Below are 24,449 nucleotides of genomic sequence, written 5' to 3' on the forward strand. Positions count from 1 at the left end.
TTACTCAGCCCTTCTCGGCGGCGGCTTTGACGTCCTTCACGATGTCGTCGGCCGTGCCCTTGCCCGCCATCAGGTTCACGACGGCGATGTTCATGGCGTTGCCGACGTTCTGGCCGTACACGGTGTCGAGGAACTGCATGGAGTACGCCGCCTTGTTGAACGCCTGCAGCGCCGAGATGTTGTACGTCTCGGTGACGACCCCCTGGGCGGCCTTGTTCACCGGAATGGTGTCGAACGCCTTCCCGTACGCTTCCTGCTGCTCCTTGGTCACGACGAACCGGAGGAAGTCCGCTGCCGCCTTCGGCGCGTTCTTGGCGAGGGAGTAGCCCCCGGCGCCGCCCATGATGGCGGTCGGGTCGCCCTTGCCGCCGGGGACCGAGGGGAAGGGGAACCATCCCAGATCGGGCAGCTGCTTCTTGTCGGGCGTCAGGTCGGCGATCACACCGGGGTCCCAGTTGCCCATGAGCTCCATGGCGGCCTTGCGGTTGGCGAGCATGCCGGCCGACGATCCGGCTCCCTGCTGCGACGTCGCCGTCAGGAAGCCCTTTTGGAAGGGGGCGTGCCCCAGCAGACCTGCCAGGTCCTCGCCGGCCTTGTTCCAGCACGGGTCGTCGAACGTGAGCGACTTGGCGGCCTCCTGCATGGTCTCCTGGCTGCACTCACGCAGAACGAAGTTGTAGTACCAGTGGGCGGCCGGCCAGGCGTCCTTGGCGCCGACGGCGATCGGCGCGACCTTGACCGTCTTCAGCTTGGCGATGGCGTCCGTGAGCTCGTCCATCGTCGTGGGCGGCGCGGTGATGCCGGCCTTCTTGAACAGGTCCTTGCTGTAGTAGATGCCTTCGGGCTGCGTGTCGAGCGGCATCGCGTAGACCTTGCCGTCGATCGATACGCCTTGCAGGGCCGCCTCGCCCACATTCGCCCGGTCGGCGTCCGTCAGGTCCAGGGCCCGGATCTGCCCGGCGTCGACCATGGCCTGCATCTTCCCGCCGCCGCGCTGGAGGAAGATGCTCGGCGCGGAGTTCGAGTTCAGCGCGTTCTGCAGCTTGCCGTCGAGGTCCTCGTTCTGGACCGACTGGATCTTGACCGTCACGTCCTTGTGCAGGGCCTGGTACGCCTTCGCGGCGTCCTTCCAGTACTTGGCCCCCCGGCCCTCCATGGCATTCGTCCAGACGGTCACCGTGGCGTGCCCGTCGGACGTACCGCTGCCGTCGTCGCCGCCGCCCGCGCAGCCGGCAGCGGCGAGTGCGACGCACAAGCCGATCGCGGCACCGGTCGTGCTGCGGATTCTCCTCGTCATCGTGGGAACTCCTGATCTGTTGCCGGTGGTCCAACTGCCGGGTTTTTTGCGCAAATTAATGAGCCACCCGTGAGGTAGGTGCAAGGTGTACCGCCTGAAATGAACGCTGAGCAACCATTAGTTTTCGCAAGTTGCGGGATCGTTATCGATCGTTTCGATCGCCGTGGCGGTGGGCCGCGAGAGGGCGCCCGAAGATCACCGGACGGTCCGCCCGACGTCTTGACACCGCTTTCCCGATCTCCCTACGGTGCGCAGCACATTGAGCGAGCGCCGGCCTTCCGCCCGCCCGTCCAGGCGCGCCTCGCGCCGCACCGCAGCAGAGGAACCCCACCATGCGGATCGTCGTCCCCCGACAGCCGACAACCCGACTCTCCGATGCCTGGCGTCACTGCGTCGGCACCGGCCGCCTCGATCTCGCGCTCCGGCGCGACTACCAGGAATCGCTTGCCCTCGTTCAGCGCGACATCGGTTTCCGGCACATCCGGGGGCACGGCCTCCTCAGCGACGGGATGGGCATCCACCACCCCTACCACCACGCCGGTGAGCGCCGCGTACGTCACGCCTTCACGTACCTCGACCAAGTGGTCGACGCCTACCTGGAGGTGGGCATCGCGCCCTTCCTCGAACTCGGATTCATGCCCTCGGGGCTGGCCTCCGGCGACGACGCGGTGTTCTGGTGGAAGGGCAACATCACCCCTCCTCGTGATGAGAGGGAGTGGGCGGACCTCGTCCGGGCCGTCATGGAGCACCTGATCGACCGCTACGGGGCCGACCAGGTGCGCCGGTGGCCGGTCGAGGTGTGGAACGAGCCGAACCTGGCCCCGTTCTGGGCCTCCGACCAGGACGGCTACCACCGCTTGTACGAGGTGACCTCGCTGGCCGTCAAGGAGGTCGACGCCGGGCTCCAGGTCGGCGGCCCGTCGCTGGCGCCGGGCTACCAGGACGAGTGGATACAGCGCTTCGCGGAGTTCGTGGACGCTCGCGACCTGCCCATCGACTTCGTCAGCCGCCACGCCTACTCGTCCGGCCCCGTCCAGCCCGTGCCGTTCGGCGCTCACCAGAGCCTCATGCCGGCCTCGGCGCTGCTGGAGCAGTTCGGGGCCCCGCGGCGACAGCTGGCAGGCACCGGACTCGCGGAACTCCCGCTGCACATCACGGAGTTCAACTCCTCCTACCGGCCGGACAATCCGATTCACGACACCGCGTTCCACGCGGCGTACCTGGCTCCGGTACTCGCGAACGGAGGTGACCTCGCGGACTCCTTCTCGTACTGGACCTTCAGCGACGTCTTCGAGGAGGTGGGCATACCCACGGCACCGTTCCACGGCGGCTTCGGCCTCCTGACACACCGCCAGATCAAGAAGCCCACCTACCACTTGTACGCGTTCATGGCGGAGATGGGTGAGCAGGTCCTCGCCCGGGGCGACGACCACCTGGTGACACGGCACGACGACGGCCGGGTCACGGTGCTGGCCTGGGCACCGGCCGACCCGGCAGGCGGCACTCCCGTGAACGGGCACTCCCTCCGGCTTTCGCTGCCCGTCGGAGCCCCGGACGCGCGCACCTCCGCCTATCTCCGTCGCCGCTCCGTGAGCGAGGAGGCGGGCAACCCCTGGGCCGCCTGGTGCGAGATGGGGCGGCCGCTCGCGCCCGGCCAGCGTCAGCTCGACGCCCTGCGCGAGGCCGCCGAACCGGCCCACGCGCACGGCAACGTACCCGTCGTCGACGGACGTGCCGAGGTGCACCTCGTCCTGAGCGCGCACGAGGTGACGCTCCTGGAACTCACCCCGGTCGATGACGAGACGCCCGAGTGGTGGAGCGACGACCGCCTGCTCGGGCTCGGCGAAGAGGGCATCGCCGCCTCCGCGGAGCAGGGCTGAGCACTCCACAGCACCGCGGGAGAGGAGTCGCAGGGCATTGGGTCGCTATGCGAAACCGGCTACGGCCTTGGCGACGCGTTGCGAAGGAACTGTGGACGCAGCCCCAACATAGGCGGCAGCCGGTGAGGCATGCTCAGCAGCGAACACACTGAGGCTATTGCTTAATCAGCAGGCTCGTTGTTCGCGTTCTGTCCGCCGATATGCGTGCGGGCCACAAGAGTTCGCAAGGTGAGAGGTCAACGTGTCCAAGGTGAAGTTTCTTCGTATCGCATCCGTCGTGGCGGCGCCATTCCTGGTGCTGGGTGCGAGTTCCTCCGCGTTCGCCTACAGCGGGGATCAGTGGGTGGACCTGGTGGATTCGGGTTCCCCGGTGGGTATCTCGGCGTCCATGTACCACGTGGACAACGGCGACAAGTTCCGCGTCTACGACTTCCACGCCGACGGCCACGGAGTGCGGGGCCATCTCCAGGTGATGGACCCGCGTCTCGGTGGCTGGCAGCCGATCCACTCCTCCTACAACGGGAAGGGGGCGGGCAAGTACACCGAGTTCTCGTACGACGTGGTGTCAACCAAGCAGTACCGGATGAAGGTGTGCACCGTCGACGGGATCGAAGACTCCACGCCGGTCAGGTGCTCCTCCTACTACACGTTCTCGGAGTAGCTCAGAAATGCAGCTGCATGCCCATCGCTTTCACGGGACAGCTGCGCCAGCACATCACTAGCCGAAGTGCAGAGATGGGATTCGAGTGACCAAGACCAAGCTCCTTCGTATTGCATCCGTCGTGGCGGCGCCTTTCCTGGTGCTGGGCGCGAGTTCCTCCGCGTTCGCCTACAGCGGGGATCAGTGGGTGGACCTGGTGGATTCGGGTTCCCCGGTGGGTATCTCGGCGTCCATGTACCACGTGGACAACGGCGACAAGTTCCGCGTCTACGACTTCCACGCCGACGGCCACGGCGTCCGCGGCTACTTGCAGGTACTCGACATCAACGGCAGCTGGACCCAGCTGCACACCTCCTACAACGGTAAGGGGGCGGGGAAGTACACCGAGTTCTCGCGGGACGTGGTATCGAAGTTCAACTACCGGATGAAGGTGTGCACCTTCGACGGGATCGAAGACACCTCGCCGGTGCGGTGCTCGAAGTGGTACACATTCTCGGAATGACCCCGCTCTCCACGGCCGGCGCGAGCTGACAGAGGTCATCCCGCCTCACCGCGTAGGTGAACGGCTGACAAGGCCCGCCGATCTTCTCGGCGGGTCTTTCCTCTTTTCTGCGGACAAGCGGATGAGTGGACGGAGATCTCGGAGGGCATCTTGCGGGAAATGATCAGGAGCGCTCATCCAGCTTCGCCGCTCGATGCTCCCGCGGAGAAATGCCGTAGGTCACTTTGAAAGCGCGACTGAATTCACTGGCCCGGAAGAATCCCCATTTCTCTCCAATCTTGTAGATGGGTGTCGTGCGTGCACATTCGCTCTCGAGATCGCGCCGCGCACCTTCCAGGCGCTTTCGCCTGATCTGTGCGGCCACCGTCTCACCGTGTTTCCGTAGCTCATAGATACGGTGCAAATGGCTGACAGAAATATGATGTGCCGCGGCAACCATTCGGGGCGTCAGGTCAGGATGGTGCAGATTCTGACCGATGAACGCCTCGATCTGCCGAAGCAGGGCCGTATGGCGCGTTTCCGGAGACAGCGACGCGCCCACCCTCGACGCCTGGGCGAGCCAGGCCGAAACGAGCTCGACGACAACCGCCCCCAACGGTGAGGCATCATTCGGCGCGAGTACCTTCGTCTGGTGGGTCAGGCCGCTGAGAAAGTCCGTCAGTACGACGCCCATGCCCTCGCGTCCGGAAAAACGGCGGCCCAGCAGAGGCCGCACCCGGTGCTCCGGCCATGGAAGCAGCGTTTTGGGGATGTCGATACCCACGCCCGTGACGGGCTCGTCCGGCCCGTTGCCGACCGACTGGAGGTCATACGGCTCCGAATCATCGATCATGAAGAGATCGCGTGAGCCGAAGGAGCTCAATTTGCCGGCGCGCTCCAAGCCCAGTTCCCCTTCGAGTAGAAGCGTTAAGTGATAGTACTCGGCGTCCACTTGGCGAGCCTGCTGTGCGTCCAGCCGATAACGAGTGGGCAGGAAGGACGCCGGCCAGACCTTCACCGCCCCCAGCTCCATAAGGAGGAGTTCCGCACGGAAGTGCTCGGCATGAGGGCTGCTCATGGTGCTTGGCCTGGTGCGCTCCAAGATCCCACGCCAGTACTCGAACCTTTCTGCAGCCGGCACATCGTCGGTCCGGAATACAGCCCCGATCATGACCGCTCCTCGCTTCGTGATGCGAAACTCCCGCTTCCTGTCGCAGGCTGCCACTTCACCGAACAGGAGAAGCTGCGTTTGAGGGAAGCTTGAGCTTCACTGCGCCAACAGCGTCAGTGGCAGTTGATGAGGACTGCCGCTATGCCGACGATGGTGAGGAAAGTGCCCGGCCCTTCGCTTTCCGTGAACCGGGGCAATGCCGGTGCCCGACAGTTCGGTGGTGTGCGGCCGGACGGCGTCCGTGTCGGCATCCGGTCAGCACACGTTCCCGCGCACGCGGGGGCGATCGTCCCAGCAGGTGCCTGAGCGAGGGGAAGACCCAGGTGGGAAGCCTGTGGACCTGCCCGGAGTGACGTTCCTCGCACGCATCGTTCGGTGTGTGCCGGTGTAGAGTGGTGGCCGCCCTTGACCTGCAAAGAGCAGGCAGGGAGCCATCTCGGAGGAGTCCCCCGTGCTGCGTACTCTGTTCAAGTCCAAGATCCACCGTGCCACCGTCACCCAGGCCGACCTGCACTACGTGGGTTCCGTCACCGTGGACGCCGAGCTCATGGAGGCGGCGGATCTGCTGCCCGGTGAGCTCGTGCACATCGTGGACATCGACAACGGGGCCCGTCTGGAGACCTACGTCATCGAGGGCGAGCGCGGTTCCGGGGTGATCGGGATCAACGGGGCCGCCGCGCACCTGGTGCACCCGGGTGATCTGGTCATCCTCATCAGCTACGCCCAGGTCGAGGATGCCGAGGCGCGTGCCTTCGTCCCGCGTATCGTGCACGTCGACGCGGACAACCGCATCGTCGCACTCGGTGCCGACGCCTCCGCGCCCGTGCCGGGCAGCGACACCGAGCGCAGCCCGCACGCGGTGCCCGCGGCGCGCTGAGGCGGCTCGTCGAACGAGGGGCATTCCGCCATGGCAGAGCAGACCGGGCCCGAGATCCGTGACGACCGGGCGGCCGGCAAGCTGTCCGCGTACGAGGACGGCGAGGCCGTCGGCGTCATCGCGTACTTCGTGCTGGACGGTGAGCCCGCCGGGCTCGTCGCCGTCCACACGGTCGTCGGGTCGGGGCACGAGGGCAAGGGCATCGGCGGCGCCCTGGTCAGGGAGTTCTATGCGATGGCGGGGCGCGAGGGCGTGCCCGTCGTGCCGCTGTGCCCGTACGCCGCCAAGTGGGCCTCGCGCCATCCCGACGAGGCCCCCGAGGCGCCGGAAGGGCTGGTGGAGCGCGCGAAGACGCAGCTCGCCTCGCACCCCGAGCTGTACTGAACCGGAAGGAGCGGGCCGGGCATGACGCTCGCGCTGCTGCACACCTCGCCCGTCCACGTCCCGGTCTTCGACGCCCTGCGAGACGCCGACCACCCGGGAACGGTCCTGCGCCACGTCGTACGGGAAGAACTGCTGACCACGGCGGCGGCGCTGGGGCCCGAGGCAGTGGCGGACGAGGTGGCGGCGGTGGTTGCGGACCTGGTGGCCGGAGGCGCGGGCGCCGTGCTCTGCACCTGCTCGACCATCGGGGCCGTCGCGGAGGCCGCGGGGATCGTGGTCGGCGCCCCGGTCCTGCGCGTCGACCGGCCCATGGCGGCGGCGGCCGTCCGGGCGGGCCGGGTCACCGTTCTCGCCGCCCTCGCCTCCACCCTGGAGCCGACCCGCGCACTGCTCACCGAGGAGGCGGCCGGCGCCGGGCTGCCGGGGGCGGATGTGCGCACCGTGCTGGTGGGCGGCGCCTGGGAGCGCTTCACGGCGGGGGACCACGACGGCTTCCTGGACCTGGTGGCGGCTGCGGCCGACGCGGTGCGCGACGCGGACGTCATCGTGCTTGCCCAGGGCTCCATGGCCGGCGCGGCCGAGCGGACGACCACCGGAATCCCGGTCCTGTCCAGCCCGCGCACCGGCCTGGCCGCGGCGGTGGTGGCCGCGGGGCGGTGACCGGGCGGGGCCGCGCGCGTCGTCCGTACGCAGCAGTGTTCCGCGTCCGTACGTATGGGCTCGCCGGGCGCGGGCAGCCGCTCCGGGAGACGGTGGAAGAGGTCCACCCCCGACCGTTCGGAGGCCCGAGATGACTCATCCGTTCCCCGACCCCGTCCCTCCGGCGCCGACCCCGGGTCCGCTGCCGGAGCCGACGCCACCGGCGCCGACCCCGCCCGTGCCCACACCGCCGGCACCGACGCCGCCCGCTCCGCCCGCGCCCACACCGCCGGGGCCCGCGCCCGACCCGATCCCGCAGCCGCCCTCGCCGAACCCGGACCCGGTGCCGCCGCCCGAGCCCGAGCCGTCACCGGTCTGAGCCGGCGGACCGAGGGACCTGGGGACCGGCGGGCGCGGTCCGCGGTCAGCCGGCGGCCAGCATCGCGTCGGCCCGGGCGGTGACCTCGGCCAGTACCCGGCCCGTCGTGGCCAGGTCCTCGGCCGGCAGGTCGCCGTAGAGCTCGGCCGTGACCTCGGTGAGGGCGGCCCTGTGGGTGCGTACCAGCGCCTCACCGGCGTCGGTCAGCGCCAGCAGGGGCCGGTCGCCGTGCCGCTCCTCCAGGAGCCCGGCGGCCGTCAGCTCGGCGATGGTCCGGTCCACCGCGGCCACGTCCAGCTTGGCCGCGCCGGTCAGGCGCTCGACCAGCCGGTCGCGCTCGATGATCCCGCCCTTGGCGTCGGCCGCGTTGAGCGCCAGGGACTGGTGGAAGGTGGTGCCCTGCGTCAGCAGCCGTTCGGCGACGGCGCGGGTGGCGTAGTGGGCCATGCCGATGACCTGGCCGTTGACAGCGGGTGCGGTGGTCATGATGTCTCCTCGCGGGAAGGGGTGACTGGGGGGACCGGCACGTCGAGCAGCGCCGTCAGGGCGTCGGTGAACGCCTCGGTGCCCTCGCCGCCGAGACCGCCGAGAGGTGCGAGCAGCCCGTCGACGAGCTCCCGCACCACCGTGACCGCGCGGCCGGTCGTCGCGCGTCCCTCCTCGGTCAGTGCGAGCCGGACGGCCCTGCTGTCCGAGGGATCGGTGGTCCGTTCGACCAGGCTCGCCGCCTCCAGGGCGCGGGCCAGTTTCGAGACGTAGAGCGCTTCGAGCCCGGTGTGGTCCGCCAGCGCGCGCTGACTCGGCCGCAGCCCCGCGTGCTCCATGCCCTGGAGGGAGGCGACCAGCGAATACTGCGCGTGCGTGAGGCCCAGCGGTGTCAGCGCCCGGTCGATGGCCACCCGCCACTTCATGGACAGGCGCCAGACCAGGAAACCCGGGGTCGCGCCCTCGATCGCGTTGCTCATGACAGATACTGTACATGGATACTATGTCCATGGCTACTAAATTCCGCGAGCTCAGGGCGTGGCCCGGTGGCCCTCGGCTCAGTCCCGCAGATCCAGCAGCGCGTCGGCGTGCGCGAGGCCGCTCTCGGCGGAGACCGAGTCCAGCGACTGGGCGTCGCGCACCGGCGCGAAGCGCACCACGGGCTCCTCGCGGCCGCTCGTACCGGCGAGCTCGAATCCGTACACCGCCGGACGCGGCAGGCTGTTGTACGACCACGGGGTGGAGAAGTAGTACGCGCCCGTGTCGTACAGCACCACGTAGTCGCCCGCCCGCAGCTCGGGCAGTTCCCGGGCGTGCGCGACGACGTCCCCGGCGAAGCAGCACGGCCCCGCGATGTCCTGAACCACCAGGGGCCCGTCCTTCGGCCGTCCTTCGGTGTCGAAGGCGCCGACCCGCAGGGGCCAGGCCTCCGGCATGAAGACCGTACGGGTGGCGGTCTGCGCCCCCGCGTGGGTCAGCGCGATACGGCGGCCACCGGCGTCCTTCGTGTACTCGACCAGCGCGCCGATGAAGCCGTTCTTCGCGAGCAGGGACCGCCCGAACTCGGTGACCAGCTCGTACCGCCCCTCGAAGAGCCCGGGCACGGCCGCCCGCAGCGCCGCCGCGTACGCCGCGAAGGTGGGCCGCACCTCGTCGTCGGCGAAGTTGACCGGGAGGCCGCCGCCGATGTCCAGCCCGGTGACCTGACGGCGGCCCAGCGTCCCGTTGATCTCCTCCGCCAGCCGGTACGTCTCGGCGATCCCGGCCGCGATCAGCTCCAGCGAACAGCCCTGCGAACCGACATGGGCGTGCAGCCGGGTCAGCCACGGGTGCGCGGCGAACGCCTTCACCACCTGTTCGCGCGCGCCGGGGTCGCGCAGCGCCACGCCGAACTTCGAGGTGGCCGTGGCCGTGCTCATCGCGCCGATCGAACCGCCACCGACCTGCGGGTTGACCCGGAGGCCGATGTCGGACACCGCGTCCGCCGGGCGCAGCGAGGCGATCCGGTCCACCTCGTCCAGGTTGTCGGCGTTGATCGCCACGCCCACGGCCAGGGCGCGCCGGATCTCGTCCCGGGTCTTGGCGGGGGAGTCCAGCACGATCTTCGACGGCGCGAACCCGGCGTCCAGCGCGAGCCGCAGCTCACCCGGGCTCGCGACCTCGCAGCCCATCCCGCACCGGGCGAGCAGCCGCAACACGGGGACCAGTGAGGACGCCTTCGCGGCGAAGGTGTGCAGCACGGCGGGCACCCCGGGGAACGCCTCGTGCAGTGCGGCGACCGAATCGCGGACGCCGTCCGTGTCGATGAAACCGGCGACCGGGCTCGCCTCACCGAGCAGGCCGGCGGCCACGGCGTGGCGGACCACGGCCGCGACCCGCGCGGAACCCGCCGGAAGCGAGGGGGACAGGGCGGAGGAAGGCGAAGAGAGGCTCATGGAGCCAGAATCGGCGATGGGTGCCCCCAGGTCTCTGTCCGGGCGGCCAAGAACGCTGCGCTTGGTTGTCGGTCCGGCCAAGCCACGAGCAGGTCCGCAGCCGGACGAACAGACGGCAACCTACCCGCTGAGCCGCACCGCGAGCGTGACCAGAAGCCTGGTGTCGGGGTCGTCCAGATCCACCCCGAACCGCTCCCGCGCGCGCCGCAGCCGGTAGCGCAGCGTGTTCGGGTGGACGACCAGGCGCGCCGCCGCCCGCGCGACGTCCCCCGACGCGTCGAGATAGGCGGCCAGCGAGCGGACCAGCTCGCCCCCGGCCGCCAGATCCGCCCGGACCAGCTCGTGCACGGGCCCCCGCCCCGCCTCCCAGACCGGCCGGACGGCGTCCAGCATCCTGGCGACGTCCAGCGAGGGCCCCACGCCCGCCGCGTCCGCCGACCGCCGGGCGTCCCCCGCCGCCGCCCGTTCGCGCAGCACCCGCACGACCAGCAGGGCCTCGTCGCACGAGTCCCGCACCCCGGCCGCCCCGCCGGCCACCGGCCCGGCCCCCGCCAGCACCCCGGCGTCCTGCGCCTGGCCCGCCAGCTCCCGGGCCAGCGCCGCCGCGCCCCGGTCCGTCCCGGTGTCCACGGGCAGCAGCACCAGCAGCCGGTCGCCGTCACGCAGCACGCGCACGGACGGGCGGTACGTCGCCGCCTGGAGCGCGGCCACATCCAGCGTGCGGTCCCCGGGGCCGGGCGTGGCGGTGAGGGGTACGGCGACCACGACCGCGCAGGCGGCGTCGGGGGAGAGGCCGAGCGACCAGGCGTGCGTACGGGCGTCCCCGTCCCCGTACAGCAGTCCGCGCAGGGCGAGTTCGCTGCGGCGGGCGGCGCCGCTCTCCCGCAGCCGGTGCCGCACCAGCAGGGGAGCGGCGACCTCGGCGGCCCGGCGCAGGGCGTCCGGTGCGTCCGGGCGCAGCGGCCGGCCGTCGCCGGCCACCCAGATCGAGCCCAGGACCTCCGGGCCGCTGCGGACCGCGATGATCAGGCGCTCGGGCCCCTCGGCGTCGGCCGCCCGGTGGATCACGTCCCGGGACGTCCACAGCGTCCGGAGCATCCCGCTGCGCCGCAGCTCCGCGACCCGCCACTCCGGTACCCGGCCGCCCAGGATGGTGGACCGGCGCAGCGCGTCGGCGTCGGGGCCGGTGGCGGAGTGGGCCAGGACCCGCAGCCGGGTGTCCTCGATGGTGATCGACCCGCCGGTGTACTCGGCGACGGCCGCCGCGAGCGCGCTCAGGCTCTCCGGGCCCCCGGCCGTCATGCGCCCCGCCGCCCCGTCGTCGGCGCCCGCCCGGGCGCAGGCCAGCGCGGAACGCAGCAGCGCGGCGGCGTCCGTCCAGTCGGCCCACTCGGCGCGGGTGAGCAGGGCGACCCCCGCCTCCTCGGCGGCGGCCAGCACCTGCGGCGCGGCGGCCACCCCCTCCACGGCGCGCAGCACCACGCCGGACGCGCCGCGCCGCGCCGCGTCCCGGACCGGGGCCGCGGCTTGGGGGGACGAGGCGGGCGCACCGGTCAGCAGGACCAGGCAGCCGTCCAGCGAACGGGCCGGGCCCTCGTCGCCCACGGCCACCCCGCGCACCCCGACGTCACGGCCCGAGGGCGCGAGCAGCAGCCGCAGGCTGCCCCCGTCGTCGAAGGCGAGGAGCTCGCGCAGGGCGACGGACGGCTCCGGCGGGAGGGCGGCACGGCTCGTCATGGCAGCCGAGCATACGAGTACCCGGGCGCGCGGGGCCGGGCCTCACTCGTCGTTGAGGTCGCTCCGGCTGCACGCCAGGACCCCGGCCGTGCCCGCAAGGCGCGCCGTCAGCGCGTCGGGGTCGCCCCGCCCCTGGACGCTCAGCGCGATCTCGACGGTCCCCTCGGTGTCCTGCGAGCGCCGCCGCCGGTATCTGCCGGAGCCGGAGAGCGTGGTCAGCTCGGAGACGGCGAACCCGGTCTCCGTGCAGTGGTTGACCAGCTCGCGCAGGGCTCCGACGCCCTCGGTGTAGGTGACGCGGTAGCCGATCGACGCGTTGCGCAGGGCGGGGAGCCGGTGGGCGAGGGGGCGTACCCCGTACGACACCAGGAAGTACGCGAGCGTGGCCAGCGCCGCGAGCACGGGCAGTCCGGCGCCGGCCGCGCAGCCCACGGCGGCGGTGAGCCAGATGGAGGCCGCCGTCGTCAGGCCCCGCACCGAGCCCCGGTGGACGAAGATGACACCGCCGCCGATGAAGCCGAGCCCGGAGACGATCTGGGCCGCGACCCGCGACGGGTCCAGCTCCACCTGGCCGGTCACCACGACGTCGGAGAAGCCGAACTTGCTGACCAGCGTGAAGAGCGCGGCCCCGAGCCCGACGATCGTGTAGGTGCGCAGACCGGCCGCCTTCTGGCGGATCTCGCGCTCGATGCCGATCGCGCACGACAGGACGAAGGCGATGCCGAACTGCGCCGCGTGCGTCCAGTTCTGACCGAACGGTTCGTTGATGTCGAGAGCCACGCAGCCTCCGTACCCGTCCGGCGGAACATGATCGGACAGAGTCCACCGTACCCGGCCAATCGGGGCCGGCGGGTGCGTGGCGGGGCGGTCACGGGTCAAGGAGCGGCAAGAAGGCGGCGGCTCCCGCTCGGGAACCGCCGCCGTCCGCGTCAGGGGCTACGGGTTGACGCAGCCGATCGAGCCGACGGGGAAGTCATTGCCCGTCGAGGTCGCCGTGAAGCCGAAGGTGACGCTGCCGTCCGGCGGGATCGACCGGTTGTAGTCGGCGTTCCGTACGGTCAGTGTGCCGTCGGACGCGGTGCTCAGCACCCCGCTCCACACGCTGCTGACCTTGGTGCCGGTGCCGGGCTTCCACTGCACGGCCCAGCCGTCGAGCGCCGTCGTGTTGTGGTTCATGACCTCGACGGAGCCCTGGAAGCCACCGCTCCAGGAGTTGGTCACGTTGTAGACGGCCATGCACCCGGCGTGCGGGTCGGTCGGGTCGGTGGGGTCCGGCGTCGGGTCCGTCGGGTCCGGGGCCGGGTCGGTGGGGTCCGGGTCGGGCGTGCTGCCCGAGCCGCGGATGCCGGTGACCTCGCCGTTTCCGCCGTCGAAGACGATGTCGGAGCAGGAGAAGAAGTTCTCCTGGCTGTCCGAGCGCACCCACTGGATGAACATCACCGCGTCACCCGAGCGACCCGAGGGCAGGGTCAGGTCCCAGTAGTAGTGACCGCCGTCGGTGCCCGGCGAGCCCACCTGGGGCGGGTTGGTCACGGTCTGGATCAACTCAAGGTCGTCCCAGCCAAGTTCGGTCGAGGGCGAGTATCCCGGCTTGGACATGTACACCCGGAAGGAACCGGGGTGGGCGGCCCAGTTGCTGTGGTCGACCTCGATCGTGGCACCCGAGGTGAGGTGCGTACGGGGCCAGTCGTCGCGCGGCGCGTTGTAGCCGGTGAAGTTGTACGGGGAGCGGTCGCCGGCGCTGCACAGCGTGCCGTCCGGGACGTAACCCTCGCCCCGCCCGCCCGCGTTGGAGTCGAGCACGGCGAACCAGTTGTACAGGGAGCTCGCGCCGCTCTCCGCGAGGGCGGCCTTGCACGCGGGGTTGGTCGGGTCCAGGGCTCCGGTGCTCGACTTGGAGTCCAGCCAGCAGAGGTAGGTGCGCGAGCCCGGCGTCATGGTGACGCCGTGGGCCTGCGCGCTGCCCTGGCCCAGCAGGGTGAAGGCGATGCCGCCGAGCAGTGTCGCCAGCACCGCCGCCAGGGAGGCGAGTTGTGTTCTGCGTCGTGCCATGGTGTCTCCTTCTGCGGGGGCCGTGTGTCGTACGTGAAGGTGGCGCCGGGCGTACGAGGGCGTGCGGGGGTGATCCTCCGGGGCCCCGTGGGTGGGGGAGGCGGGGATGGGCGGGCCGCGGAGGGGGTGCGGGGGTGCGTACGGATGGGAGCGCTCCCATGCATTCGTTGGTAGGGGACTGTAGGACAGAGTCGTGTCCCTGACAACCCCGTGGACGGCATCGGTCGATTCGGGTCGCGGTGCGCGCACGCGTCCGGCGCGGTCAGGCAACTGCCGTACTGATCAACCGGACTGACGTACCATCAGTCGCGTTCGCAGGATGACGTGGTGCCAGGCGACCTTCGGCCGGCTCATCTCCTCCAGCAGCAGTCGCACCATCGCCCGGCCGATCTCCTCCATCGGCTGGCGGACCGTCGTCAGCGGCGGGTCGGTCTGCTCGGCGAGCTCGAAGTCGTCGAAGCCGACCACCGCCACGTCCTCGGGCACCCGCCGTCCCGCCGCGTGCAGCGCGGCCAGCGCCCCGGCCGCCATGCTGTCCGACGCGGCGAACACCGCGTCGACCTCCGGGTGCCGCTCGAGCAGGCGGGCCATCGCGCGCCGCCCGCTCGCCTCGGTGAAGTCGCCCTGGGCGACCAGGGACGGCGGCTCGGCGCAGCCCGCCTCGCGCAGGGCCTCCCGGTAGCCGCGCAGCCGGCACTGGGCGACGTACATCTCGGGCGGACCGGCGATCGCGGCGATGGTCCCGCGCCCGCCGCGCACCAGGTGGCCGACCGCGTCCCGCGCGCCGCCAACGTTGTCGGCGTCCACGTAGGTGACCCGCTCGTCGCCCGAGCGCCGGCCGAGCAGCACCGTCGGCACTCCGGCGTCCGCGAGCATGTCGGGCAGCCGGTCCTCGGCGCTCACCGACATCAGCAGCACCCCGTCGACCCGGCCGCCGCGCACGTACTCCAGGAGTCGCTGCCGTTCGGTGTCCGTGCGGACGAGGGTGAGCAGCAGTTGCACGCCCCGCTCGTCCAGCGCGTCCCCGACCGCGCGCACGATCTCCGAGAAGAACGGCTCCCCGAACAGCCGCCAGTCCGTCTTCGTCATCACCAGGGCGACGGCGCCCGCGCGCTGGCCGGCCAGGGAGCGCGCGGCCAGGTTGGGCACGTAGCCGAGTTCGTCGATGGCGCGCTGCACGGCGCGGCGGGTGGACTCCCGGACGCCGGCCGCGTTGTTGATCACTCGGGAGACCGTGCCCCGGCCCACCCCGGCGAGCGCCGCCACCTCTTCCAGCGTCGGCGTGCCGGAATCCCTGTTCAGCATGGACCACCCCCAAGAACCACCGATCCTACGGCCCGGAGGGCAGGCGGCCGAAGGAGTCGGATCAATTGACGGCGCGATCGGGTCACCTATCTGGGAGCGCTCCCAAGTTTATTTGTGCATGACAGCGTCAGATGGCTATGCGTGGGGCCCCAGGGCGTGTACGGTCTCGGGCCGATGGGTTCTGGGAGCGCTCCCATCCAGTTGTTCCTCAGTTGTTCCCCTTCGAACGAGGAGAAATGCTGTGAAACGCTTCTTGGCTCTACTGGCGGCCGGTGCCACGGCCACGGGCCTGGCGGTCCTGGCCGGTCCCCCGGCGGCGGCCGCCACCGGATGCAAGGTGGACTACACGGTCGCCAGCCAGTGGGAGGGCGGCTTCCAGGGCGGGGTGAAGGTCACCAACCTGGGTGACTCCGTCAGCGGCTGGCAGCTCAAGTTGACGCTGCCCGGCTCGGGCCAGAAGGTGGTCCAGGGCTGGAACGCCACCTGGTCGCAGTCCGGCTCCACGGTCACCGCCGCCCCTGTCGACTGGAACCGCACCCTGGCCACCGGCGCCACGGCGGACCTGGGCTTCGTCGGCGCCTTCTCGGGCTCCAACCCGGCGCCCACGGACTTCACGCTCAACGGCGTCGCCTGTACGGGCGCCGTCGGCGGCGGGGGCGACGACGACGACCCGCCGCCCACCACGGGTGACGGCACCCCGGTGGAGACCAACGGCCAGCTCCGTGTGTGCGGTGTGCACCTGTGCAACCAGTACAACCGCCCCATCCAGCTGCGCGGCATGAGCACGCACGGCCTCCAGTGGTTCAGCCAGTGCTACAACAACGCGTCGCTGGACGCGCTGGCGAACGACTGGAAGGCGGACCTGCTGCGCACCGCCATGTATGTGCAGGAGGACGGCTACGAGACCGACCCGGCGGGCTTCACCAGCAAGGTCAACAGCCTGGTCGACATGGCCGAGGCCCGTGGCATGTACGCCCTGATCGACTTCCACACCCTCACGCCGGGCGACCCGAACTACAACCTGCAGCGCGCCAAGACCTTCTTCGCGTCCGTCGCCGCCCGTAACGCCTCGAAGAAGAACGTCATCTACGAGATCGCCAACGAGCCCAACGGCGTGAGCTGGGCCGGCATCAAGAACTACGCCGAGCAGGTCATCCCGGTCATCCGGGCCGCCGACCCGGACGCGGTCGTCATCGTCGGCACCCGCGGCTGGTCGTCCCTCGGCGTCTCGGACGGCTCCAACGAGAGCGAGGTCGTCAACAGCCCCGTCAACGCCACCAACATCATGTACGCGTTCCACTTCTACGCCGCCAGCCACAAGGACAACTACCGGGCGACGGTGAGCCGGGCCGCCTCGCAACTCCCGCTCTTCGTAACGGAGTTCGGCACGGTGAGCGCCACCGGTGGCGGCACGCTGGACCGGTCGAGCACCACCGCCTGGCTGGACCTGCTCGACCAGCTGAAGATCAGCTACGCGAACTGGACCTACTCGGACGCCAATGAGAGCAGTGCCGCCTTCAAGCCCGGCACCTGCGACGGCGGCGACTACAGCAGCAGCGGTGTCCTGACCGAGTCGGGTGCGCTGCTCAAGTCCCGGATCAGCACCCCGGACAACTTCCCCACCAGCTGATCCGTGCGATGCGGGGGCTCCGGCGCGGCCGGGGCCCCCGCATCCGTGTGTCCACCGGCCGGTCCTAGACACCCCGTCGACGGCGGCGAGACACTGGGCGCACCTCGGAGAGCGCTCTCCGAGTGCCCCCGGCCACCGTGTCGACCCACTCCCCGCTGTCGGCGCGGGTACGGAGGCCCGCGGTGGTCACGGCCCGCCGTGACCACCGCGGGCTTCTGTGTATATTCGGCGAGGCGTAAAGCTAAGGGGTCTAGGAAACACGTCGGCAGGGGTGGACATGGTGCGCGCGGGGCTCACGACCGACCGGGTCGTGGCGGCTGCGGCCGATCTGGCGGACTCGGCCGGCTTCGACAAGGTCACCATCTCCGCACTGGCCCGGGGCTTCGGCGTCAAGGACGCGAGCCTCTACTCCCATGTCAGGAACCTGGGCGACCTGCGCACCCGCGTCGCACTGCTGGCCGCCGAGGAGTTCATCGACCGCATCGAGGCGGCGGTGGCCGGCCGGGCCGGGAAGGACGCGCTGGTCGCGTTCGCCGACGCCTACCGCACCTTCGCGCTGGAGTGCCCCGGCCGGTACGCCGCCACGCGCTACCGCGTCGACCCCGCGATCGTCGCCGAGGCACCCGCGTACCACCGCACCATCCGCACCACCTCCGCGATGCTGCGCGCGTACGGCCTGACCGATCCGGACCTTACCGACGCGGTACGCCTGCTGCGCAGCACCTTCCACGGCTTCACCGACCTGGAGGCCGAGGGCGGCTTCGAGGCGGCGCGCCCGGTGCAGACCTCCTGGGAGCACGCGGTCGAGGCGCTGCACTTCCTGCTGTCGAACTGGTCCGCGGCGACCGGGGACACCGGAACCTAGGGCCTGTCCGACCATTCCCGCCCGACGCCGCCCGGCCCGCTCTCCGGGCGGACGACGGGAATGGTCAGACCGGTCCTGGCGGGACGGCGTGCGTCCCCGGCGGGGCTTCGTGGGCGTGGCTCGCTTGACCGGGCCCGGCCGCCCCCGCACAGTCGGGAAGCGGCAGCGCCGCCGCCTCCCCTCGCCGGCCGGCCCCGCCCACGGGCCGCGCACGGCCCGGATGCTCAGGAGTGACTGGTCCGGTGGTCCTCGACCTGGTGGTGATCGGTACCGCCATCACTCTGGGCCCCTTGCACACCTCTCCCTGCTCACCGGTCTCTGGCTGACGGCCGCGAGCGCCTATGAGCTGAGTGCCTGACGCGGACGGCCCCGTCAGCCGGTGCGTCGCAGCGCCGGCGGGGTCCAGTCGCCGGTGAGGGCGGCCTGTCGGGGCCAGTACAGGCGGAGGAAGACGTTGAAGCTGCCGGCGGGGGCGGGGAGCCAGTTGCTCTCGCGGCCGGGCCCCGGGTTCTCGTGCTGGACGTAGATGTCCAGCGACCCGTCGGGGTTGTCGCGCATGCCGCTGCGGTCGCCGATCGCGTACCGGTTCAGCGGGTTGTCCGCGAAGAACTGGCGCTCGTTCATCATCGTGAGCGACCAGAAGCCCTCCACGGGCGGGGTCTGCCCGGCTTCGAAGTGCAGTACGTAGGTGTGGGCGCCGTCGAGGGGCCGGCCGTCGGCGTCGGTCGTGGCGTGCGGATAGAGGGCGTCCGCGTCGAGGTTGGCCCCGTAGCCGAACCGGGTGATGACCGCACGTTTGGTGTAGTCGGTGCCGTAGTCGCCCAGGCCCCGGTGCACGGCCCAGCCGCCGGTGCTCGCGGACTCCGCCCGGGCGAACAGGTCGTGCAGGGTCTCCGGGCCGCGCCGCGCGCCGGCGTCCAGAGCGGCGAGCGTCTCGGCGGACAGGCCGTCCGTGCTCGCGCCGGGCCCGATGCCGAGTTCGGCGAGGCGGCCCAGGACCGGTGCGTCGGCCGGGTCCGGCGGGTTGTCCACCATCATCCGGTTGAGCAGGCCGAAGTAGTCACGGCCGCTGAGGGCGTGGACCTGGTCGACGGGCGACGTCGTGGTGTCGACGCCGGCGGGCACGGGGACGTCGCCGGGCGGGGAGTAGTCGTCGGGGTCGCCCGTCCACTCCGACAGCGGGATCAGCCGGGTGGCGTCCTGGAGGCGGTTGACGGCCGGGAAGTCCTCCGGTCCGCTGGTGGCGTAACGGGCGATGATCCAGTTCACGGCCGTGGGCGACTTCAGCAGGGTGAGACCGGACGGGGCCGGTTGGGACCAGGAAGGTCCGGCGATCAGGAACGGGCCAGCGGAACTGCCGTTCGTGCGCCGGCCGACGACGGCGCAGACATCGGACCAGGCGTCCAGGATCGGAACCATCCAGAACCGGTCGCCGAAATCAGGCAGGGTCAGCACCAGGGGCTGCTCGGACAGATCGAGCCAGGCACTGGAGTACAGGGTGTCGGCGTTCGGCGAGACGACCTCGGTGAAGGAGGCGTCCGGGGTCGCGCGCATGTAGCAGAACTGGTTGACCGGGGCCTTCCGGCGTCCGTCGTCCCGTGCCGGGACCGCCGTCATGGCGGCCTTGGTCACGGCTGCGGTCACCAGCGGGTACCCGTAGAGCCAGGCTTCCGTGGCCCGCTTCTCCATCGACTCATCCGTCATCGGCTTCTCCCAGGTGCTACGCGGCGGAGCCCGCCCGGGCCCGACGCTACGAGCGCCGTCCGGCTCCCGCGCGGCGGGTCCGCCGAACGGGTGACGCGGGACGGAAGCCGGGGACGGGCCGGAAGATCGCACGCCCGCACGGGGATGGCCAGCCGAGGCAGCGCGAAACCCCCGGCGGCGGCGGTGATCCGCCGCGGCCGGGGGCTGTCCCGGTGCCCGACCTCCGGTCAGGCGGCCCTGCCCGAGCGGCCGGCGCGCGATGCGCGGATCAGCTCCGCGTAGCGGCGGCCGCTGGTCTTGACCGTGCGGCGCTGGGTCGCGTAGTCGACGTGCACCAGGCCGAACCGCTTGTCGTAGCCGTAGGCCCACTCGAAGTTGTCGAGGAGCGACCAGGCGAAGTAGCCGGCCAGCGGTGCGCCCTTGCGGACGGCGCGGGCGCAGGCGGCGAGGTGTTCCTCCAGGTACTGCGTGCGCTCGGGGTCGTGCACGGACCCGTCGGGGAGTACGACGTCCTGGTAGGCCGAGCCGTTCTCCGTGACGTAGAGGCGCTCGACGCCGTACTCCTCGGTCAGGCGCAGCAGCAGCTGCTCCAGGCCCTGGGCGTGCACCTCCCAGTCCATGTGGGTGTGGCGGGAACCGGGCAGGTAGACCTGCTTGGCGTGCGGGACCGGGCCGGACGGGTCGGCGGTGACGACCTGGCGGAAGTAGTAGTTCACGCCCAGCCAGTCCAGCGGTGCGGAGATCAGCTCCATGTCGCCCTCCCGCACCGGGAGTTCGACGCCGTACAGGTCGACCATGTCCTGCGGGTAGCCGCGCCCGAGGATCGGGTCGAGCCACCAGCGGTTGGTGTGCCCGTCGCCGCGCACCGCCGCCGCCCGGTCCGCCTCGCGGTCGGTGGCCGCCTCCACCGGGCTGAGGTTGTTGACGATGCCGACCCGGGCGTCGGGGGAGATGCCGCGGATCGCCCGGACCGCGAGGCCGTGGCCCAGATGCAGGTGGTAGGAGGCCCGGACGGCGGCGGTCAGGTCGGTGAGACCCGGTGCCATCGTCCCCTCCAGATGGCCGATCCACGCCGAGCACAGGGGCTCGTTGAGGGTCGCCCAGTCCTTGACGCGGTCCCCGAGGCGTTCCACGACGACCGAGGCGTACGCGGCGAAGTGCTCCGCGGTCTCCCGTACGGTCCAGCCGCCCCGGTCCTGGAGGGCCTGCGGCAGGTCCCAGTGGTAGAGCGTGGCGAACGGGGTGATCCCGGCCTCCAACAGCCCGTCCACCAGCCGGTCGTAGAAGTCGAGGCCGGCCGCGTTGACCGGTCCGTCGCCGCCGGGCACGATGCGCGGCCAGGCGAGCGAGAAGCGGTACGCGTCCGCCCCCACCTCCTTGATCAGGCCGATGTCCTCCGGGACCCGGTGGTAGTGGTCGCAGGCCACGTCACCGGTGTCGCCGCCGGCCACCTTGCCCGGGGTGTGCGAGAAGGTGTCCCAGATGGAGGGGGCGCGGCCGTCCTCGGCCACGGCTCCCTCGATCTGGTACGCGGCGGTGGCGACGCCCCAGGTGAAGCCGGCCGGCAGGGCGCTGAGGTCGTTCACGGACTTCCTTTCCGGAGCGGTCACTTGACGGCTCCCGCGGTCAGGCCGGCCACCAGGTAGCGCTGGAGGAGCAGGAAGCCGGCGACGATCGGCACACTGACGACGAGCGAGGCGGCCATGACCTGGTTCCAGTACACGTCGTTCTGGGTGGCGTAGCCCTGGAGGCCGACGGCCAGCGTGCGGGTGGTGTCGTTGGTCATGACGGAGGCGAAGAGGACCTCGCCCCAGGCCGTCATGAACGCGTACACGGCGACGGCCACGATGCCCGGCACCGCGGCAGGCACCACGACCTTGAACAGGGCGCGGATCGGCCCGCAGCCGTCGACGAGCGCGGCCTCGTCCAGATCCCGGGGGATCGAGTCGAAGTAGCCGATGAGCATCCAGATGGAGAACGGCAGCGAGAACGTCAGATAGGTGAGGATCAGACCGCCGCGCGAGCCGTACAGAGCGACGCCCGTGCTGTTGCCGATGTTCACGAAGATCAGGAACAGCGGCAGCAGGAAGAGGATGCCCGGGAACATCTGGGTGGAGAGCACGGTCACGGTGAAGACGCGCTTGCCGCGGAACGTGTAGCGGCTCACCGCGTACGCCGAGAACACCGCGATGATCACCGAGAGGACCGTCGCCGCGCCCGCCACGATCAGCGAGTTCACGAAGTACCGGGCGAGCGGGACGGTCTCCCAGATGTCGAAGTAGGGCTGCACGGTCAGCCCCGACGGAATCCAGTGGAACTTCCCCGACACGTCCTGGAGCGGCTTGAGCGAGCTGCTGATCATCACGTAGACGGGCAGCAGGGCGAAGGCGGCCAGGAAGGTCAGGACGGCCCGGCGGGCCCACAGGAAGGACTGCGGCGCGGCCATCGGGGAACGGGGCCGCCGACGCGCCCCCGTCTTCGCCGGCAGCACGGACGGCTGGGCTTGGCTAGGCATCGGCACCCTTCCTTCCGCGTGAGGTGATGAACAGGTAGACGGCCGTCACGACCAGCAGGAACAGCAGCAGCAGCACGGACATCGCGGAGCCGGTGCCGAAGTTCCAGGTGACGAAGGAGGACTGGTAGATGTGGATCGAGATCAGGTCCGCACTCGAAGGGGCGGCCTTCCCGAACAGCACGTACGGGGTGTTGAAGTCGTTGAACGTCCACAGGAAGAGGACGAGCACCAGGACCTGGTTGACCGGGCGCAGCGAGGGCAGCGTGATCTTGCGGATCTGCTGCCAGATGCCGGCGCCGTCGATCGAGGCGGCCTCGTACAGCTCGCGGGGGATGTTCTGGAGCCCGGCCATGACGATCAGGAAGGCGAAGGGCCAGCCCTTCCAGACCGAGACGATGATCAGCGCGTAGATGCTGTTGTCGCCGATCAGCCAGAACGACGGCTGGTCGGTGAGGCCGAGCTGGTCGTGGAGCACGTGGTTGACCAGGCCGTTGTCGCGCTGGAACATGAAGGCCCAGGTGATCACGGCCGCGTAGACCGGCAGGGCGTACGGGACGAGGAAGATCGCCCGCAGGAAGCCCCTGCCGCGGAAGTTCTCCTGCAGCATGATCGCCGCCGCGACCCCGAACAGCCACGCCAGGCCGACGGCGAAGAACGTGAAGACACAGGTGACGAAGAACGAGTGGAGCAGTGCCTCGCCGATCGGGGCGTTGACGTCGACGGCGATCTTGTAGTTGTCGAAGCCACTCCAGGGCGCCCCGCCCCAGTTGTTGATGTAGAACTGCGTGAACTGGCGGAAGCTCATCACGATCCCGATGATCATCGGGACCACGTGGACGAGGAGTTCGAGCAGGACGGCCGGCAGGAGCAGGAGATAAGGCAGTCCGCCCTGGCGGATTCGGTCGGGGATGCGCGGCAGTCTCCTGCGCGCACCCCCGCTGCCCCGGCTCGTCACCCGGTCCGACTTTTCCGTCAGGCTGTCGGTGGTCACGGTGGCGGTCATGGAGGGAGCCTTACTGCTGCATCGTCTGCTGGGCCTTTTCCAGGCGCGCCTTGACGGATTGGGTGGTCACGGGGTGGCCGGCCGCCGCGTCGGCCCACAGCTCCTTGACCGCGGTGCCGACGGCGGTCTCGAACTGCGACTCGTTGGGGACCTGCGGCAGCGGGGCGGCGCTCTTGGCCAGCGTGTCGCGCAGGATCGCGAGGTCGGGCGCCGAGAACGCCTCGTCCGCCTGGGCGGCCTTGACCGGCGGGATCGACCCGTAGGTCTTGTTCAGCAGCTTCTGCTCGGCGTCGCTCGTCATGAACTTCACGAACTTCTTGGCGCCGTCGAGGTTCTTGGTGTTCTTGAACACCGCCATGTTGATGCCGGCGACCATGGAGTTGACGTTCTTGCCCGCGCCGGGCGTGCCGGAGGGGACGGGGACGGGCGCGCGCCCCAGTCCTCGGGCTTCATGCCCTGCGAGGCGAAGGTGGAGGCGGCGGCCTGCCACAGCACCATCGCGGTCTTGCCCTTGGCGAAGTCCGTCAGGGACTGGTTCTGGGCGTACTCCGCGTTGCCCGGGGCGATGATCTTGTCCTTGGCCATGAAGTCGATGTACTGCTTGACGGCCGCGACCGCGCCGTCCGAGGTGAAGGTCGGCTTGCCCTCGGCGTCGAAGAAGTCGGCGCCGTGCTGCCGGCCCAGGACGAACGTCTGGTGGATGTTGTTGGAGAGGTTGGAGCCCTCGGCGCCCAGTCCCCACTTGCCGTTCTTGGAGAGCTTCTTGCCGTCCGCGACCAGCTCGTCCCAGGTGGCCGGGGGCTTGTCGATGCCGGCCTCGGCGAAGCTCTTCTTGTTGTAGTAGAGGGCGTACGCGAGTGAGTACAGCGGGACCGCGGCGGGGTCCTTGCCCTCCGCACCGGCCGAGGCGACGGCCGAGTCCACGAACCGGTCACGGCCGCCGATCGCGTCGAAGTTCTCCTCGTTCCAGGGGAGCAGCGCGCCGGTCGCTTGGAGCGATGCCGACCAGGTGTTGCCGATGTTCAGGACGTCCGGGCCCTGGCCGGACGTGGTGGCGGCGAGAATCCGGTTGAGCAGGTCGGCCCACGGCACGACCTCCAGCTTGACCTTGATGCCGGTCTGCTTCTCGAACTTCTTCAGCTCGGGAGTCAGGATCTTCTTGTCGGCCTCGATGCTGGCGCCCTGGTTGGAGGCCCAGTACGTGAGGGTCTTCGGCGAATCGTTGCTGCCGCCCGCGGACGTGCCGCCTCCGCAGCCGGTGACACCAGCGGCTATGGAGATCGCGAGGGTGACGGCTGCCGCGGCTCTGATGGTGCGCATACGGGATGGCCCCTTTCCGGGGAGGAAGGCCGTGTTCGGAGTCGAGCAACCTTCAGGACTTAATTTATGACGTGATTTAAGAGGTGAGAGAAGGTCGCGTCAAGTCCCGGGGTCGCGGTATGTTTCCGC

At 70.4% G+C, this 24,449-nt stretch carries 21 protein-coding genes and 1 pseudogene; 8 read left to right on the forward strand and 14 right to left on the reverse strand.

What is annotated here, in order from left to right:
- Positions 1–4: 4 nt before the first annotated feature.
- Entirely contained in the window at positions 5–1,297 is a 1,293-nt protein-coding gene (locus ACFUJY_RS21270) for an ABC transporter substrate-binding protein (protein ID WP_383301815.1), read from the reverse strand.
- Between the two features lie 332 nt (positions 1,298–1,629).
- Between ACFUJY_RS21270 and ACFUJY_RS21275 the strand changes: the two genes are divergently transcribed.
- The 3 genes from ACFUJY_RS21275 (at position 1,630) to ACFUJY_RS21285 (ending at position 4,340) form a co-directional block, all read left to right on the forward strand.
- Complete coding sequence (locus ACFUJY_RS21275; protein WP_383301816.1) at positions 1,630–3,177, forward strand: xylan 1,4-beta-xylosidase; 1,548 nt, start codon at positions 1,630–1,632, stop codon at positions 3,175–3,177.
- Between the two features lie 277 nt (positions 3,178–3,454).
- Positions 3,455–3,838 (forward strand): hypothetical protein, encoded by a 384-nt coding sequence (locus ACFUJY_RS21280; RefSeq protein ID WP_383301819.1) that lies wholly within the window; start codon positions 3,455–3,457, stop codon positions 3,836–3,838.
- A gap of 85 nt (positions 3,839–3,923) precedes the next feature.
- Complete coding sequence (locus ACFUJY_RS21285; RefSeq protein ID WP_383301822.1) at positions 3,924–4,340, forward strand: hypothetical protein; 417 nt, start codon at positions 3,924–3,926, stop codon at positions 4,338–4,340.
- 163 nt (positions 4,341–4,503) lie between these two features.
- Here the strand turns inward: ACFUJY_RS21285 and ACFUJY_RS21290 are convergent, their stop codons facing one another.
- The gene (locus tag ACFUJY_RS21290) at positions 4,504–5,490 is read right to left on the reverse strand and encodes a helix-turn-helix domain-containing protein (protein WP_383301824.1); all 987 of its coding nucleotides are present in this window, start codon (positions 5,488–5,490) and stop codon (positions 4,504–4,506) included.
- Positions 5,491–5,941: 451 nt separating this feature from the next.
- Here ACFUJY_RS21290 and panD point away from each other — a divergent pair, with 451 nt between their 5' ends.
- From panD to ACFUJY_RS21305, 3 genes are read left to right on the forward strand one after another with little or no spacing between them, the layout of a single operon-like run.
- Positions 5,942–6,367 (forward strand): aspartate 1-decarboxylase, encoded by a 426-nt coding sequence (gene panD, locus ACFUJY_RS21295; protein ID WP_143625321.1) that lies wholly within the window; start codon positions 5,942–5,944, stop codon positions 6,365–6,367.
- Between the two features lie 30 nt (positions 6,368–6,397).
- On the forward strand, positions 6,398–6,751 hold the full coding sequence (locus ACFUJY_RS21300; protein ID WP_383301826.1) for a GNAT family N-acetyltransferase: 354 nt from the start codon (positions 6,398–6,400) through the stop codon (positions 6,749–6,751).
- A 21-nt stretch (positions 6,752–6,772) separates the two neighbouring features.
- Positions 6,773–7,411, forward strand: coding sequence for an aspartate/glutamate racemase family protein (locus ACFUJY_RS21305; RefSeq protein WP_383301828.1), 639 nt, complete (start codon positions 6,773–6,775; stop codon positions 7,409–7,411).
- 403 nt (positions 7,412–7,814) lie between these two features.
- On the opposite strand, the gene ACFUJY_RS21310 is transcribed toward ACFUJY_RS21305, so the two are convergent.
- The 7 genes from ACFUJY_RS21310 to ACFUJY_RS21340 form a co-directional block, all read right to left on the reverse strand.
- The gene (locus ACFUJY_RS21310; protein WP_383301831.1) at positions 7,815–8,255 is read right to left on the reverse strand and encodes a hypothetical protein; all 441 of its coding nucleotides are present in this window, start codon (positions 8,253–8,255) and stop codon (positions 7,815–7,817) included.
- On the reverse strand, positions 8,252–8,734 hold the full coding sequence (locus tag ACFUJY_RS21315) for a MarR family winged helix-turn-helix transcriptional regulator (RefSeq protein WP_383301833.1): 483 nt from the start codon (positions 8,732–8,734) through the stop codon (positions 8,252–8,254). Before ACFUJY_RS21315 ends, ACFUJY_RS21310 begins: the two co-directional genes overlap by 4 nt.
- A gap of 78 nt (positions 8,735–8,812) precedes the next feature.
- Positions 8,813–10,189, reverse strand: a complete 1,377-nt coding sequence (locus ACFUJY_RS21320) for a diaminopimelate decarboxylase (RefSeq protein ID WP_383301836.1) — start codon at positions 10,187–10,189, stop codon at positions 8,813–8,815.
- A gap of 120 nt (positions 10,190–10,309) precedes the next feature.
- The gene (locus ACFUJY_RS21325) at positions 10,310–11,926 is read right to left on the reverse strand and encodes a PucR family transcriptional regulator (protein ID WP_383301839.1); all 1,617 of its coding nucleotides are present in this window, start codon (positions 11,924–11,926) and stop codon (positions 10,310–10,312) included.
- Between the two features lie 42 nt (positions 11,927–11,968).
- Entirely contained in the window at positions 11,969–12,706 is a 738-nt protein-coding gene (locus ACFUJY_RS21330) for an MgtC/SapB family protein (protein WP_383301843.1), read from the reverse strand.
- Positions 12,707–12,862: 156 nt separating this feature from the next.
- On the reverse strand, positions 12,863–13,978 hold the full coding sequence (locus ACFUJY_RS21335) for a lytic polysaccharide monooxygenase (RefSeq protein WP_383301846.1): 1,116 nt from the start codon (positions 13,976–13,978) through the stop codon (positions 12,863–12,865).
- A gap of 282 nt (positions 13,979–14,260) precedes the next feature.
- A complete protein-coding gene (locus ACFUJY_RS21340) occupies positions 14,261–15,283 on the reverse strand; it encodes a LacI family DNA-binding transcriptional regulator (protein WP_383301849.1) in 1,023 nt (340 codons plus the stop codon).
- Between the two features lie 241 nt (positions 15,284–15,524).
- Between ACFUJY_RS21340 and ACFUJY_RS21345 the strand changes: the two genes are divergently transcribed.
- Entirely contained in the window at positions 15,525–16,913 is a 1,389-nt protein-coding gene (locus ACFUJY_RS21345; protein WP_383301852.1) for a cellulase family glycosylhydrolase, read from the forward strand.
- 277 nt (positions 16,914–17,190) lie between these two features.
- Positions 17,191–17,778: a TetR/AcrR family transcriptional regulator gene (locus tag ACFUJY_RS21350; RefSeq protein ID WP_383301855.1), complete on the forward strand. Its 588-nt coding sequence runs from the start codon at positions 17,191–17,193 to the stop codon at positions 17,776–17,778.
- Between the two features lie 372 nt (positions 17,779–18,150).
- Here ACFUJY_RS21350 and ACFUJY_RS21355 read toward each other — a convergent pair whose 3' ends face one another.
- The 5 genes and pseudogenes from ACFUJY_RS21355 to ACFUJY_RS21375 all read right to left on the reverse strand — a co-directional run bounded on the left by ACFUJY_RS21355 (position 18,151) and on the right by ACFUJY_RS21375 (position 24,320).
- Positions 18,151–19,482 carry a DUF1254 domain-containing protein gene (locus ACFUJY_RS21355; RefSeq protein WP_383301858.1) on the reverse strand — a complete coding sequence of 444 codons (1,332 nt, stop codon included), beginning with the start codon at positions 19,480–19,482 and terminating at the stop codon, positions 18,151–18,153.
- A gap of 227 nt (positions 19,483–19,709) precedes the next feature.
- Positions 19,710–21,068 (reverse strand): GH1 family beta-glucosidase, encoded by a 1,359-nt coding sequence (locus ACFUJY_RS21360; RefSeq protein WP_383301860.1) that lies wholly within the window; start codon positions 21,066–21,068, stop codon positions 19,710–19,712.
- 20 nt (positions 21,069–21,088) lie between these two features.
- Positions 21,089–21,997 (reverse strand): carbohydrate ABC transporter permease, encoded by a 909-nt coding sequence (locus ACFUJY_RS21365; protein ID WP_383301863.1) that lies wholly within the window; start codon positions 21,995–21,997, stop codon positions 21,089–21,091.
- Positions 21,990–23,000 carry a carbohydrate ABC transporter permease gene (locus tag ACFUJY_RS21370; RefSeq protein ID WP_383301864.1) on the reverse strand — a complete coding sequence of 337 codons (1,011 nt, stop codon included), beginning with the start codon at positions 22,998–23,000 and terminating at the stop codon, positions 21,990–21,992. The genes ACFUJY_RS21365 and ACFUJY_RS21370 overlap by 8 nt, the downstream gene beginning before the upstream one ends.
- Positions 23,001–23,010: 10 nt before the next feature.
- Positions 23,011–24,320: pseudogene (locus ACFUJY_RS21375) on the reverse strand (ABC transporter substrate-binding protein).
- Positions 24,321–24,449: the final 129 nt, after the last annotated feature.

This window comes from Streptomyces sp. NPDC057249 (assembly GCF_042669245.1).
GTDB lineage: Bacteria > Actinomycetota > Actinomycetes > Streptomycetales > Streptomycetaceae > Streptomyces.

Excerpts from the sequence above, each read along its gene's own strand:
- ACFUJY_RS21355 (WP_383301858.1), bottom strand. The coding sequence starts at position 19,482 with ATGACGGATGAGTCGATGGAGAAGCGGGCCACGGAAGCCTGGCTCTAC.
- ACFUJY_RS21370 (WP_383301864.1), bottom strand. The coding sequence starts at position 23,000 with ATGACCGCCACCGTGACCACCGACAGCCTGACGGAAAAGTCGGACCGG.
- ACFUJY_RS21310 (WP_383301831.1), bottom strand. The coding sequence starts at position 8,255 with ATGACCACCGCACCCGCTGTCAACGGCCAGGTCATCGGCATGGCCCAC.
- ACFUJY_RS21365 (WP_383301863.1), bottom strand. The coding sequence starts at position 21,997 with ATGCCTAGCCAAGCCCAGCCGTCCGTGCTGCCGGCGAAGACGGGGGCG.
- ACFUJY_RS21270 (WP_383301815.1), bottom strand. The coding sequence starts at position 1,297 with ATGACGAGGAGAATCCGCAGCACGACCGGTGCCGCGATCGGCTTGTGC.
- ACFUJY_RS21305 (WP_383301828.1), top strand. The coding sequence starts at position 6,773 with ATGACGCTCGCGCTGCTGCACACCTCGCCCGTCCACGTCCCGGTCTTC.
- ACFUJY_RS21315 (WP_383301833.1), bottom strand. The coding sequence starts at position 8,734 with ATGAGCAACGCGATCGAGGGCGCGACCCCGGGTTTCCTGGTCTGGCGC.
- ACFUJY_RS21325 (WP_383301839.1), bottom strand. The coding sequence starts at position 11,926 with ATGACGAGCCGTGCCGCCCTCCCGCCGGAGCCGTCCGTCGCCCTGCGC.
- ACFUJY_RS21350 (WP_383301855.1), top strand. The coding sequence starts at position 17,191 with ATGGTGCGCGCGGGGCTCACGACCGACCGGGTCGTGGCGGCTGCGGCC.
- ACFUJY_RS21275 (WP_383301816.1), top strand. The coding sequence starts at position 1,630 with ATGCGGATCGTCGTCCCCCGACAGCCGACAACCCGACTCTCCGATGCC.
- ACFUJY_RS21340 (WP_383301849.1), bottom strand. The coding sequence starts at position 15,283 with ATGCTGAACAGGGATTCCGGCACGCCGACGCTGGAAGAGGTGGCGGCG.
- ACFUJY_RS21300 (WP_383301826.1), top strand. The coding sequence starts at position 6,398 with ATGGCAGAGCAGACCGGGCCCGAGATCCGTGACGACCGGGCGGCCGGC.
- ACFUJY_RS21320 (WP_383301836.1), bottom strand. The coding sequence starts at position 10,189 with ATGAGCCTCTCTTCGCCTTCCTCCGCCCTGTCCCCCTCGCTTCCGGCG.
- ACFUJY_RS21290 (WP_383301824.1), bottom strand. The coding sequence starts at position 5,490 with ATGATCGGGGCTGTATTCCGGACCGACGATGTGCCGGCTGCAGAAAGG.
- ACFUJY_RS21335 (WP_383301846.1), bottom strand. The coding sequence starts at position 13,978 with ATGGCACGACGCAGAACACAACTCGCCTCCCTGGCGGCGGTGCTGGCG.